Here is a 12,192-nt window from a genome sequence, read left to right as displayed (position 1 = left end):
ATCATTCCTTTTTAATTATATAAATAAATTGTGATTAGCTTGTTCTGTATATCCAATATATGCACCTACGCCACCGTATTCTACATCATCGCGTAGTTCTTCTTTTGTAATGCCCATAACGTCCATGCTCATTGTACAAGCAATAAGTTTAACACCTTGTTCAACTGCTTGATTGATAAGAGAAGGTAAATCATCGACATTTTTCTTTTTCATGACATAACGCATCATTAAATTTCCTAAACCAAACATATTCATTTTTGAAATAGGCATTTTAATTGGTGAATTTGGAAGCATGAAGTCAAAAAGTTTTGCAATACCTTTTTTCTTAATGCGTTGACTTTGAGTTTTTTTAAGTGCATTTAAGCCCCAAAATGTGCAAAAAATGGTTACATCTCTACCTGCGGCTTTAGCACCATTGGCAATAATCATTGCTGCAACTGCTTTATCTAGCTCGCCACTAAATAAAACAATCGTTGTTCCATTTTTCGTGTGCGTCACTTCTATATTTTTATTTTCTTCTTTTTGAATAATAGCGCGAATTTCATTACCAGAATCATTGAGTCTAACAAGTGTGTGTCCAGTTTGTTTGACCCAACTTTTAATATCATTTAAAAATCCGCGATCAGTTACAACAACTTCTATTTGATCACCAATAGCGATGTTTTTGATTTCTTTACTAATATTAACAATAGGTCCTGGACATTGTAGATTACTATAATTAAACGTCTTACGATTGTCTTTGATTTGAATTTCTTTATCTTCTTTTAATTTAAATGATTCATTATTATGTTGTTGTTCGTATGCAGTATAGCCTCCATCTAAATTAACTACGTCGTATCCCCGTTGTGTAAGAAAGTGACTTGCTTTTCTACTTCTATTACCACTTTTGCAATAAATATAGTAAGTTTTATTGCGATCTTGTTCAAAATTTTCTATGTTTTCAACTGAATGTAATAATGCATTTTTAATGTGTCCTAATTCATATTCTTCAGGCTGTCGAACGTCAATTAGTTGACCATTAGAACCGAATTCTTCTAATTCTTTTTTAGTGAAATCATTAATGTGTTTCGTTTTATATTGTGACATAATAGCCTCCTTTTAAATACCTATGGGGGTATATTATAACGAATTAGATAGTTTGTCAAATACCTAGGGGGGTATTTGACAAAATAAAATTTACTTAATATGATGTAATTATTAAAAATGAATTTGGAGTGAAATATATTGGAATATAATAAAAAGATGATTAATCGTATTCATCGCATACAAGGACAGCTTAATGGAGTTATTAAAATGATGGAGGAAGAAAAAAATTGTAAAGACGTCATTAGTCAATTAAGTGCATCTAAAAGTTCTATTCAACGTTTAATGGGTATTATCATTAGCGAGAATTTAGTAGAATGCGTCAAAATGTCTGAAGAAAATAATGAAGATTCTCAGGCACTAATTAATGAAGCAGTTGAATTATTAATAAAAAGTAAATGATAAGTATAACAGCAATTATAGTAATGTTAGTTATTGGTATCTTTGGAGGATTTATTTCTGGATTAGTCGGTATAGGGGGAGCCATTGTTATTTACCCTGCTCTCTTATTATTACCACCTTTATTTGGTTTACCTACTTATAGTGCTTATATTGCTTCAGGATTAACTTCAAGTCAAGTGTTTTTTAGTACAATGAGTGGATCTTTAAAAGCATATAAAAATAAAAATTTTTCTAGAACACTTATACTTAATATGGGAAGTGGAATGGTAATAGGTAGTATTCTAGGTGCGTTATTAGCAACTGTATTTAATAGTCAGTTTGTTAATGTAATTTATATAATCATTGCTTTGTTAGCTCTTATTCTAATGTTTGTGAAAGTCGCACCATCTACTAGTCATATTAAGTTTAATCGCGTACTTTTAATTACAATAGGTAGTATCATCGGTTTGGTATCTGGTATTGTAGGTGCTGGTGGAGCATTTATTATTATTCCAGTACTACTTGTTATATTTAAATTACCGATGAACATGGTTGTTACAAATAGTATTGTAATTGCATTCATTTCTTCTATTGGAGCATTTATGATTAAATTATTACAGGGTTATATTCCTATTAATAGTGCAATACCGTTAATTTTAGGTAGTATACTATTTACGCCTCTAGGTATGAAAATAGGTCAAAAAATACCTGATTATATTCAAAAAGGGATTGTAAGTATTTTAATCGTCATTGCAATTATTAAGTTGATATTTTGAAGTTATTTTATAATAAAAAGTCTATTAAAAAGCGTCCCAATTATATTGAGACGCTTAAATTTTATCTAGTTTTAAATGATTCAATAGCGGTTTTAATTTCGTCTCTAACACGTTGGAATTCTGACCAAGGTTTGCCTGCTGGATCATCAAATCCCCAATGTTCTTTTTTTACACTCGGCGGCAATATAGGACAATTTTTGTCAGCATCACTACATAAAGTTACTACTAAATCGGATTGATGTAGTATATTTTCGTCAATTAAATTAGAAGTATGATTTGATATATCAATTCCAACTTCTTTCATCGCTTCGATTGCTTTTGGATTTACACCGTGTGCCTCAATACCTCCAGAATATACTTGCCATTCGTCACCTAAGATTTTTTTACCCCAACCTTCAGCCATTTGGCTACGGCATGAATTACCTGTACATATAAAATAAATTATTTTTTTTGTCATCATTGATACCTCTTTTTTAAAATATAATAAGTGTAACGTATAAACCGACTAATGTTATAAAAAGAACAGGAATAGTAATAACAATACCCGTTTTAAAATATGTGCCCCACGAAATTTTTACTCCCTTTTGTGTTAAAACGTGTAGCCATAGTAGTGTAGCTAAAGATCCTATAGGCGTAATTTTAGGTCCTAAATCTGCTCCAATGATATTGGCATAAATCATTCCTTCTTTGATTAAACCAGTAGTTGCAGATTGTCCAATAGCAATTGCATCAATTAATACGGTAGGCATATTATTCATAATTGCTGAAAGGAATGCGGATATGAAACCCATACCCATAACACTACTAAACAATCCATAGTTTGATATGCTTGATAGAATATTAGCTAATAGTGCAGTAATACCAACATTTTTTAGACCAAATACAACTAAATACATTCCTATAGAAAAGAGAACAATATTCCAAGGTGCGCCTTTGATAACTTGTTTCGTGTTTACTACTCTCGATTTATAGGCCAATACAGTAAATATAAATGCAATCAAACAAGCAATTAACGATACTGGAATTTGAATAAATTCACTAATTATATAACCAATGAGTAAGATTGACAAAACAATCCACGAAAACTTAAATAATTTTGGATCTTTAATTGCTTGATTAGGTGTTTTAAGATTTTTAATTTCAAAATTGTTAGGAATAACTTTTCTGAAATATAACCATAATACAACAATACTTGCTATTAAAGAGAATATATTTGGAATAATCATACGACTTACATATTCAATAAATCCAATATTGAAGTAGTCAGCAGAAACAATATTTACTAAATTACTTACAATTAATGGGAGAGATGTAGTATCTGCAATAAATCCACTTGCAATGATAAAAGGAAAAATGACTTTTTGATTAAATCCAAGATTTCTTACCATAGCAAGTACGATTGGAGTGAGAATTAAAGCAGCTCCATCGTTGGCAAAAAAAGCAGCTACAATCGCACCTAATAACATAATGTAGACAAACATTTTAAACCCATTACCATTTGAAGCTCTAACCATATGTATAGCTGCCCATTCGAAAAATCCAATTTCATCTAAAATTAGTGAAATGAGTATAACAGCGACGAAAGTTAAAGTAGCATTCCAAACAATACCTGTGACTTCAACAACATCCGAAAGACTAACAACGCCTGTAATAACAGCAATGATAGCTCCGATTAATGCTGTAATACCAATATCTAGCCCTTTAGGTTGCCAAATAACAAAAATGAGGGTTAAAAGAAAGATAATAATCGCTAAAATAGTCATTATTTACATTCACCTGTCTTTATCTTTTTACACATACATTGTTGAGTAGGAGAGCTAATATAAGTTAATTCATTGTTGATTGAATCTAAGAATTTATGATTAAGTCGGTACATGCGCTTAGTACCGTCTTTTCGTGTAGATACTAATTCATTATCCACTAAAATTTTCATATGATGGCTTAATGTAGGTTGTGAAAATTGAAAATACGCTAATAAATCACAAGCACATAGTTCACCACAAGATAATAAGTCTAATATTTCTAATCGACTTGGATCTGATAAAACTTTTAATATTGCTGATAATTCTTTATAAGACATAAATATACCTCCTAGTCATTACATAGATTAACATCTATATAGATTAGTGTCTATGTAGTTTTTGACTAATTTTAATATTAGATTAGATTGTGTTCTAAATAACTAGTTTTATTATCTTGCAAAAATTGAAATAATAATTTATATTTAATACATCAAAAAAAGTTGATGTATCATTTTAGTATTTTATAAAGGAGTTCGATTTTATGAAAATAAATCATGCAGGTACATTATCTGTTGATTATTTTGTTAGCTACTTAAATCTAATTATGATATCAAGAGAAGTTTCTTTAAAAGAAGCTGTATCATATATGAAAAATGAGTTCTTTAAAGGAAAAACTGACTTGTATGGTAAAGTAACAGAAACTCATTTTAATCAAGCAATACAAGAACTCAAACAAAAATAGAAATAACTATATATAAGAGAGGTGATTATTCAATGGAATTTATTAAGTCCAGCTCTAATGGAACAGAGGAAGAACAATTAGAATTTTATGAACAGATATTTAATGCGCTCGCTGATAAAATTAGACTTAAAATTCTACATTCAATACGTCAAAGCGATTCAAAATCTTTATGTGTTTGTGATCTAGAAGAATTATTAGCGTTAAAACAATCTAAGCTTTCCTATCATTTAAAAAAATTAGTAGATGCCAATATTCTTATTGCTGAAAAGCATGGCACATGGAATTATTATAAAATTAATGAGCAACAAATACAGGTTGTTTTAAACGAAGATACTTGTTGTAAGATACTTTAAGTATCTTTTTTAATGTAGTATTAATCAATTTTTTTGATTAATATATCAAGAAATATTGATTAATTAAATTTGGAGGCGTTATACTAATGTTAGATTCAATTATGGAATTTACAAAAACATTTGTGATGTTGTTTTTTGAATTATTAATACTATTTATCATCGTGAGCTTTATTGTAAGTATAATACAGCAGATAGTTTCAGAAGAAAAAATAAAACAATTTTTAAGTAAACCTAATCAAGCTATTAATTATATTTTGGGAATGGCTTTTGGTGCGATTACACCATTTTGTTCTTGTTCTACAATTCCTATACTTGCAGGTTTATTAAATTCTAAAGTTCCATTTGGTCCTGCAATGAGTTTTTTAATTGCGTCACCTTTAATGAATCCATTAATGATATTTATGTTATGGGCTTTATTAGGTTGGAAAGTTGCTGTTGTTTATTTTATTTTACTAGCAATCTTTAGTGTCTTAACTGGTCTAGTATTTTCAAAAATGAATTTATTTAAAAGTTATAAAGGTGTAACGGTAAAAGGAGATGGGTTTTTCGCTAATAAAAATGGATCTCGTTTTAAACAAGCATTAAATGATGCTTGGGCATTCTTATATCCAATGATTCCTTACTTATTTATCGGTGTATTTATTGGTGCTTTTATATATGGCTTTGTACCCGAAACATTTATTACTAAATATGCGAGTGGAGATGGCATTATATCAGTATTTATTGCCTCTATTGTAGGTATTCCTATGTATATCAGACCTGAAACAATGTTACCTATAGCTGAAGCATTAGCTTCAAAAGGAATGTCAATAGGGACAGTTGTTGCCTTGATAATTGGTGGTGCTGGCGCAAGTATTCCAGAAGTTGTATTACTATCTAAATTATTCAAAAGAAATTTTGTATTATCATTCGTTATTGCAATTTTAGTTGTAGCTATCGTTACAGGTTTGATTGTAAACATCATTATTTAAAGGGGGTGAGCTAATGGGAATTAAAGATGTATTAAATAAAATGAAACCTCAGGATCAATCATGCTGTTCAGTAGAAATTGAAGAAAAGAAAGAGAAAGATGAAAAAGAACAGCAAGACAATAATAATTGTTGTAACAATTAATTTAGAAGTATGTAGAATATATGCTTCTAATAAATAAATGAACGACAAATTCCAATGTAATAGTATGGAATTTGTCGTTCTTTCGTTTCAGTTAAGAAAAATTATTTTACTTGTTTAGTATTTCTTTAAGACTTATAACAAAAAGACGTTAATTAAAAACCGCATCATTAACTAATACGCAGAAGCGTATCATAAGTAATCTTACTAATTATTAAAGTATTCAATATAGAAAAGATTAGCATAAAAATAATAGCACATCACTTGTCTGAATGATATCGGTCACTAAGTGATGTGCTATTTGTATTTGAAGTTAAAGGGAAAAGGTTTATACCTAACAGGGGTATATGTTATGGTGTAAATGTAATAACTATAATATTTTTATACATAGGGGGGATTAATTTGAAGATTAATGGTGAAGATGATCATCACACTCATTCAACTCACATGAATCACCCTAATCCAATGAATTGTAGTGAGGTTGGGACGCCGTTAATCGGTTTTCCAGAGCATTAGCGCTTTATGTCTCAGCCTCATACCTTGAAATTAAATTAACAGAGAGGAGTTTTATGATGTTTAAAAAATTTATGTTTATTACTTTAGGATCCATGTTAGTATTATCTGCATGTTCAAGTGGAGATGAACAAAGCGAAGACACTAAAAACCAAGAGAATGAAAGCCATATGGAACATAATGATGACAGTAAGTCTCCTAAAGATATGGAATCAACGGATGAAGGTGAATTTCAATCTGGTGATAAAGTAACGATTACAGCAGGGCATATGCCTGGCATGAAAGGGGCAGAAGCTACAGTAAAAGATGCTTATAAAACCTATGCCTACGTTGTAAGTTATGAACCTACAAATGGAGATGACAAAGTAAACAATCATAAATGGGTTGTGAATGAAGAAATTAAGGATGCGCCAGAAGATGGCTTTAGTAAAGGCGATGAAGTTGAATTAGAAGCAGACCATATGCCTGGTATGAAAGGTGCCACAGCGACGATAGATGACGTAAAAGATACCACTGTTTACACGGTTGATTACAAATCTACAGAAGATGGTGAAACTGTCAAAGACCATAAATGGATGACTGGTGACGAGTTAGAAGCGCGTGAATAGTTTAAGTCTGTATATGAGACTCATACCTTCTTCTGAAAACGAATCGCAACTGTTAAGAAGACAGTTGCGATTTATTGTATTGATACAGTTATCGGTTTATATAACTAATCCTTTGTAGAAAAGAGGTAAAAGACATATCTACTCTATATTAAAAACCATCTTTTAAAAGACTTTCTAAATATTTCCCAATTTTGCATATCAAGGTAATACTTATCGTCGCTTTTTCTTATAACTGCTTGTTTAACTAAATGATTAAATGTACGAGTGTGATAAATGTTTAAACTATTTAAATCTTTGGCGGTATCTGGAGAAATGGCATTATGTTCTTTAAACGTTTTGACGACTTTATTTTGTTTTAATGTAATTGTTTCAGCTCCAAAAGCCATAGCGTTCACCTCTTTTTAAGTGATTATAGCATTAAACATTTTTAATAATTGTGTCATTTATCATAAAAATAGTCGCGATAAATATAGAACTTTTTATATCGGTAAATAAAAAAGTACTAAGCAATCAATATTACTGCTTAGTACTTTATAATTTGCTATTTAAAATTCTTTAGTCATTATCAAGTCTCCGATACCACTATATATTTCAACAACTCCGTCTTCATAGGCTTTTATAATATAAGAGCCGACGCCTGATTTATTATTAGCATCTATAACCCAAACGCCATTTTCATAACGAGGTTCTTGAAAGTTCATCAAATCGGCATTACCACCATCATCATTGATAGCCGCTATAACATAATCGAAGACATTATCACGAGAAATTTTAACATCCCTATCTTGTTCAGATGCTTCATAGTCAACATCTTGTACCTGTTCTTCTGGATAATAATCAAGATTTTGGTATGCTGTTTGATCATCATCTTCACTATAATCGTTATCTTGAGAGTCACTATTTTGTTCGTTTAATTGAGCTTGTAAATTATTTTTCTCTAATTCTACTGCTTGATACTTGTTGTATCCCCAAAATCCAACCACTGCTAATACACCAATGATGGCAATTATCATGATTATACTTAATAATTTTTTCATAGTATGTTCATCCTTAATATTTAATATGTGCCACCTTGGCCATTCGCACGTGCTTCAATTTGTCCTCTTAAATACGCTACATATGCTGGATCGTTGGCTAATTCGTCAACTACCTCAGCATTTTCACTTGGCATGCCTTCTTTATACGCATTGAGAAATTCGTCATCATTCATGTTTCTAGCATCTTCAACAGTATACTTAGGTGTATTGTTCTCGCTATACTCTTCAACAGTATCAATGCCTTTACTAGCCACTTGGAATTTACCTTCTTTTTCCAACTTTTCGAGTTCAGGTGTCATTTCATCTCTCGTAACAACCCCGTCACCATTTGTATCGTTCGCCATAATGTTATTAGGGTCATCCGAAGTGTCTATATTTTGTTCCACTGTCGTTGCAACTTGTTCTTGATGTGTATTTTCTTGCACTAAATTCGTTTGATTCTCTTTATGCTTTTGTTTTTGAGCGACGATTTTTTGTTTTTCGTCAGCTAACTTAGCTTGTTCTTTTTCAAACTCTAAATGTTGATAACTATTATATGCAAAGACAATAGCAACCCCCAAAACTGCAACTAACATAATAACACCTAAACTTGCAAAAACTTTCTTCACCCGTCTATCCCCATTCTATAACTAATTTAATATTATATTAGTCTACTTTGCTGTGCTTGTCTATATTTAGTTTTAAAATTAATATGATAGTTAAAAAGGTTGCCTGTATATTATCCTAGATATCTAAAGATGCCCATTAATTTATTGATAAGTTGTGAAGTGTTTTGTCGATATTAATATTTTTAATCATGAATTGTTTGAAGTTTCGTTATCATTTGATTCAACATCATCAGTTTGAGTCGTCTCTTGTGGTTCGGTTTCATCACTTCTATTATCAATACTGTTATCATCATTTGAGGTGTTACTCTCTTCCGTTGTACTTTGACTTTGAGGCTCATCATTAGACGGTTGGTTTGTATCTTCCTCTTGTGCTTTTGTTGAGTCGTTATTATTATCCTCTTTTGAAGGCGCAGTTTGTGTTTCTTGATTGGATTCATTGGTATTTTGGTGTGGTTCATTGCTTGTTCTTTCATTCGTTGAGTTGTTATTTTCACTGTTTGTTTGAGGACGCGCTTCAGTAGATTGAGATGGGTTGTTTGTTGATGATGTTTGGTTTGAACGTGTATAATGTCCTAGTTCGGTTTCATGATAATCGTTTACGATATCGAAAAGTTCTTTATAGGTTTGTGCTGGCACGTTGGAAGTAGACGTTTCAAACACAGGCATACCTTCCCGATATAAAAATGTATTGTAAAATTCAGCAGTTGTATTATAGATGTTCTTATCTACATAACCATTTTTAACTTCTATGGGACCATCTGGCGAGGTCATGGCATAGCCCGTGTCTATTATGCTTCCTATATATCTATCTATAATGGCATAATGTTTAACAGATTGGTTTATTCCGCCAAATGGAGTTTCAATAAACATTTCCTGTTTATTACTTTTATCTTCATTATAGATTAAGTCATCTTTATTGTCGGTAAAGTGGAGGCTATCTGTATTATTAAAAGCAATAGATTTTGCTTCATCAACGGTTATAGGTTCCCCATTATAATTGTTTGCCTCATTAGGTGCTTCTGTCGCATTCGTTTCATCTTGATGATTAGCGGTTGCTTTATCGTTTGACTGTTTGTCTGTATTTTGTGTTTTATCATTACTTTCTTTATCCTTGCTATCAATACTGATATTGCAAGCACTTAAAATAACAACAGAAGATAAGCCTAACATACATAACTTTCTAAATTTCATTAAATCTCTCTCCCTAATACAAATCTCATAGTTCATGCTATCAAAAAAATGAGTGTTATAAAACTAAAAATTGAGATACTTAATATAAATAATATATGTTCATTTTGAAAGTACTTCTGATAGAGGGCTTAAAGTGGAACAAGTTCATTTTCTTAATTTTTAATGAACGTAGTTGTATAATTAATATGAAAACAAAATTAGTGGAAAGGGAGTTTTAAATTATGGGAATCAAAAATGTTATGGTTGCCGGTGGCGGTGTACTTGGTAGCCAAATTGCGTTCCAAATCGCATTTTCCGGTTTTGGTGTGAACTTATATGATATTAATGACGACGCGATTGATGCGGCTAAAAAACGTTTGAACACTTTAAAAGATCGTTATATGGACGATTTAGATGTCACACAATCACAAGTAGATGAATCATTTGATCGAATTAATTATGCTACAACAATTGATGAAGCGGTTAAAAACGTGGATCTAGTGGTAGAAGCTATTCCTGAAGTTGTCGATATTAAACAAGAATTCTATAAAGAGTTAGGCGAAAAAGCGGATTCACACGTTATTTTCGCTACAAATACATCGACATTACGTCCGAGCGATTTCAAAAAAGCAACAGGTCGTCCTGACAAGTTTTTAACTTTACATTTTGCTAACGAAATTTGGTTACGTAATACAGGCGAAGTGATGAGAACAGTAGATACTGACGACGAAGTATTTAACGAAGTATTACAATTTGCTGAAGATATGGGTATGGTGAAAATTCCTATTTATAAAGAAACACCAGGTTATATTTTCAATTCATTACTTGTGCCATTTAACAGTTCAGCAAGCTATTTATTAGGGAATGACATTGCAGATGTCGAAACAATTGATAAAACATGGATGAAAGCAACGAACGATGAACAAGGACCATTTGGTATGAATGACATCGTTGGTACAGTGACACAATTAAATGTGTATAATTCAAGAAACGAAGGCACTACTTCAGAATGGAAAAAAAGATATCAAAAAATCTTACAAGATATGGTAGATAAAGGTCATTTAGGTAAAGCGGTAGGCCAAGGTTTTTATAAATATCCTAACCCAGAGTTCCAAAGTGACGATTTCTTTGATACACCACCTGAAATTCAAGATTTAGAGCATAACTTTAAAAATATTACAATTGCTGGTGGGGGCGTACTTGGTAGTCAAATCGCATTCCAAACAGCTTCAGGTGGCTTTAACGTAAGTTTATATGACATCAATGACGATGCATTAGCTGCTGCCAAAGATCGTATTGAAAAAATCAAACCAAAATTCAAAGAAGAAATGGACGTTTCTGAAGAAGAAGCAAACACAATTGCAGATCGCATCAGCTATTATTCAGATTTAGGTGAAGCAACAAGTGATGCAGATTTAGTGATTGAAGTAGTACCAGAAAATCCTGATATTAAAAAAGATTTCTATAAACAATTACGCAACGTATTACCAGAAAAAGCCTATATCGTAACAAATTCTTCAACTTTACGTCCAAGTGACTTTGAAGAGTTTACAGGTCGCCCAGAAAAATTTGCGGCATTACACTTTGCGAACCATGTATGGACAAATAATACAGGGGAAGTCATGGTTGCTGGCCAAACTTCAGAAGAAACATTCAACAAAATATTAGCATTTGCGAGAGATATTAACTTAGTTGTACTTCCAATCAAAAAAGAACATCCACGATATATTCTTAACTCATTATTAGTACCATTATTAACACATGCTAAACGCTTATATGCTGATGGCGTTTCAGACATCGAAACAATCGACAAAACATGGATGATTGGTTTCCATGCACATCGTGGACCATTCGGTATTATGGACGCAGTTGGTTTAAATACAGTGCTTAATATTGCTAAAGAAAATTACGCGCAAGAAGGTAACCCAATCGATAAAAAAGTCATCGAAATCTTACAAGAGAAAGTAGACAATGGCGAATTAGGTCTTGCTGTTGGTAAAGGCTTCTATGACTATTCTGACGGTATGCCTTATTTCAAAGAAGGTTTCATTTAATTAATTAACATCTAA

The 12,192-nt window shown here is 31.5% G+C and carries 16 protein-coding genes; 8 read left to right on the top strand and 8 right to left on the bottom strand.

The window, feature by feature from the left end; all coding sequences use genetic code 11:
• Positions 1-15: 15 nt before the first annotated feature.
• Positions 16-1,086 (bottom strand): DsrE/DsrF/DrsH-like family protein, encoded by a 1,071-nt coding sequence (locus ACEE93_RS09870; protein WP_449154436.1) that lies wholly within the window; start codon positions 1,084-1,086, stop codon positions 16-18.
• Positions 1,087-1,224: 138 nt separating this feature from the next.
• On the opposite strand from ACEE93_RS09870, the gene cstR reads away from it, so the two are divergent.
• Positions 1,225-1,485 carry a persulfide-sensing transcriptional repressor CstR gene (gene cstR, locus ACEE93_RS09865; protein WP_449154435.1) on the top strand — a complete coding sequence of 87 codons (261 nt, stop codon included), beginning with the start codon at positions 1,225-1,227 and terminating at the stop codon, positions 1,483-1,485.
• Positions 1,482-2,240 (top strand): sulfite exporter TauE/SafE family protein, encoded by a 759-nt coding sequence (locus tag ACEE93_RS09860; RefSeq protein WP_449154434.1) that lies wholly within the window; start codon positions 1,482-1,484, stop codon positions 2,238-2,240. Before cstR ends, ACEE93_RS09860 begins: the two co-directional genes overlap by 4 nt.
• A 61-nt stretch (positions 2,241-2,301) precedes the next feature.
• On the opposite strand, the gene arsC is transcribed toward ACEE93_RS09860, so the two are convergent.
• The 3 genes from arsC to ACEE93_RS09845 are packed head-to-tail and all read right to left on the bottom strand — an operon-like array spanning position 2,302 to position 4,320.
• Positions 2,302-2,697: an arsenate reductase (thioredoxin) gene (gene arsC, locus ACEE93_RS09855; RefSeq protein WP_449154433.1), complete on the bottom strand. Its 396-nt coding sequence runs from the start codon at positions 2,695-2,697 to the stop codon at positions 2,302-2,304.
• A 16-nt stretch (positions 2,698-2,713) separates the two neighbouring features.
• Positions 2,714-4,006 (bottom strand): arsenite efflux transporter membrane subunit ArsB, encoded by a 1,293-nt coding sequence (gene arsB / locus ACEE93_RS09850; protein WP_449154598.1) that lies wholly within the window; start codon positions 4,004-4,006, stop codon positions 2,714-2,716.
• Positions 4,003-4,320 carry an ArsR/SmtB family transcription factor gene (locus ACEE93_RS09845; RefSeq protein WP_119651792.1) on the bottom strand — a complete coding sequence of 106 codons (318 nt, stop codon included), beginning with the start codon at positions 4,318-4,320 and terminating at the stop codon, positions 4,003-4,005. Before ACEE93_RS09845 ends, arsB begins: the two co-directional genes overlap by 4 nt.
• A 203-nt stretch (positions 4,321-4,523) precedes the next feature.
• Here ACEE93_RS09845 and ACEE93_RS09840 point away from each other — a divergent pair, with 203 nt between their 5' ends.
• The 5 genes from ACEE93_RS09840 (at position 4,524) to ACEE93_RS09820 (ending at position 7,308) form a co-directional block, all read left to right on the top strand.
• The gene (locus ACEE93_RS09840; RefSeq protein ID WP_002477372.1) at positions 4,524-4,724 is read left to right on the top strand and encodes a hypothetical protein; all 201 of its coding nucleotides are present in this window, start codon (positions 4,524-4,526) and stop codon (positions 4,722-4,724) included.
• 32 nt (positions 4,725-4,756) lie between these two features.
• Positions 4,757-5,077, top strand: a complete 321-nt coding sequence (locus ACEE93_RS09835; protein WP_227532425.1) for an ArsR/SmtB family transcription factor — start codon at positions 4,757-4,759, stop codon at positions 5,075-5,077.
• Positions 5,078-5,163: 86 nt separating this feature from the next.
• Positions 5,164-6,048, top strand: a complete 885-nt coding sequence (locus tag ACEE93_RS09830) for a permease (protein WP_449154432.1) — start codon at positions 5,164-5,166, stop codon at positions 6,046-6,048.
• 13 nt (positions 6,049-6,061) lie between these two features.
• Positions 6,062-6,190: a hypothetical protein gene (locus ACEE93_RS09825; RefSeq protein ID WP_002473436.1), complete on the top strand. Its 129-nt coding sequence runs from the start codon at positions 6,062-6,064 to the stop codon at positions 6,188-6,190.
• A gap of 569 nt (positions 6,191-6,759) precedes the next feature.
• The gene (locus ACEE93_RS09820; protein WP_449154431.1) at positions 6,760-7,308 is read left to right on the top strand and encodes a YdhK family protein; all 549 of its coding nucleotides are present in this window, start codon (positions 6,760-6,762) and stop codon (positions 7,306-7,308) included.
• 143 nt (positions 7,309-7,451) lie between these two features.
• Here ACEE93_RS09820 and ACEE93_RS09815 read toward each other — a convergent pair whose 3' ends face one another.
• The 4 genes from ACEE93_RS09815 to ACEE93_RS09800 all read right to left on the bottom strand — a co-directional run bounded on the left by ACEE93_RS09815 (position 7,452) and on the right by ACEE93_RS09800 (position 10,144).
• The gene (locus tag ACEE93_RS09815; protein ID WP_449154430.1) at positions 7,452-7,694 is read right to left on the bottom strand and encodes a hypothetical protein; all 243 of its coding nucleotides are present in this window, start codon (positions 7,692-7,694) and stop codon (positions 7,452-7,454) included.
• Positions 7,695-7,853: 159 nt separating this feature from the next.
• Positions 7,854-8,321, bottom strand: coding sequence for a hypothetical protein (locus ACEE93_RS09810; protein ID WP_449156535.1), 468 nt, complete (start codon positions 8,319-8,321; stop codon positions 7,854-7,856).
• A 44-nt stretch (positions 8,322-8,365) separates the two neighbouring features.
• Entirely contained in the window at positions 8,366-8,953 is a 588-nt protein-coding gene (locus ACEE93_RS09805) for a hypothetical protein (protein ID WP_449154428.1), read from the bottom strand.
• Between the two features lie 186 nt (positions 8,954-9,139).
• Entirely contained in the window at positions 9,140-10,144 is a 1,005-nt protein-coding gene (locus ACEE93_RS09800) for a hypothetical protein (RefSeq protein ID WP_449154427.1), read from the bottom strand.
• 221 nt (positions 10,145-10,365) lie between these two features.
• On the opposite strand from ACEE93_RS09800, the gene ACEE93_RS09795 reads away from it, so the two are divergent.
• Entirely contained in the window at positions 10,366-12,177 is a 1,812-nt protein-coding gene (locus ACEE93_RS09795; protein ID WP_449154426.1) for a 3-hydroxyacyl-CoA dehydrogenase, read from the top strand.
• The last annotated feature ends 15 nt before the right edge of the window (positions 12,178-12,192 follow it).

This window comes from Staphylococcus sp. 11262D007BW (assembly GCF_053547815.1).
The sequence above is the reverse complement of the archived record's forward strand: the minus strand, read 5'-3'. Positions and strand labels throughout refer to the sequence as shown.

What these genes read in the sequence shown, in the direction of transcription:
- ACEE93_RS09870 (WP_449154436.1), bottom strand. Translation starts at nt 1,086, where the DNA reads ATGTCACAATATAAAACGAAACACATTAATGATTTCACTAAAAAAGAA.
- ACEE93_RS09860 (WP_449154434.1), top strand. Translation starts at nt 1,482, where the DNA reads ATGATAAGTATAACAGCAATTATAGTAATGTTAGTTATTGGTATCTTT.
- arsC (WP_449154433.1), bottom strand. Translation starts at nt 2,697, where the DNA reads ATGACAAAAAAAATAATTTATTTTATATGTACAGGTAATTCATGCCGT.
- ACEE93_RS09845 (WP_119651792.1), bottom strand. Translation starts at nt 4,320, where the DNA reads ATGTCTTATAAAGAATTATCAGCAATATTAAAAGTTTTATCAGATCCA.
- ACEE93_RS09840 (WP_002477372.1), top strand. Translation starts at nt 4,524, where the DNA reads ATGAAAATAAATCATGCAGGTACATTATCTGTTGATTATTTTGTTAGC.
- ACEE93_RS09835 (WP_227532425.1), top strand. Translation starts at nt 4,757, where the DNA reads ATGGAATTTATTAAGTCCAGCTCTAATGGAACAGAGGAAGAACAATTA.
- ACEE93_RS09830 (WP_449154432.1), top strand. Translation starts at nt 5,164, where the DNA reads ATGTTAGATTCAATTATGGAATTTACAAAAACATTTGTGATGTTGTTT.
- ACEE93_RS09825 (WP_002473436.1), top strand. Translation starts at nt 6,062, where the DNA reads ATGGGAATTAAAGATGTATTAAATAAAATGAAACCTCAGGATCAATCA.
- ACEE93_RS09820 (WP_449154431.1), top strand. Translation starts at nt 6,760, where the DNA reads ATGTTTAAAAAATTTATGTTTATTACTTTAGGATCCATGTTAGTATTA.
- ACEE93_RS09815 (WP_449154430.1), bottom strand. Translation starts at nt 7,694, where the DNA reads ATGGCTTTTGGAGCTGAAACAATTACATTAAAACAAAATAAAGTCGTC.
- ACEE93_RS09810 (WP_449156535.1), bottom strand. Translation starts at nt 8,321, where the DNA reads ATGATAATTGCCATCATTGGTGTATTAGCAGTGGTTGGATTTTGGGGA.
- ACEE93_RS09800 (WP_449154427.1), bottom strand. Translation starts at nt 10,144, where the DNA reads ATGAAATTTAGAAAGTTATGTATGTTAGGCTTATCTTCTGTTGTTATT.
- ACEE93_RS09795 (WP_449154426.1), top strand. Translation starts at nt 10,366, where the DNA reads ATGGGAATCAAAAATGTTATGGTTGCCGGTGGCGGTGTACTTGGTAGC.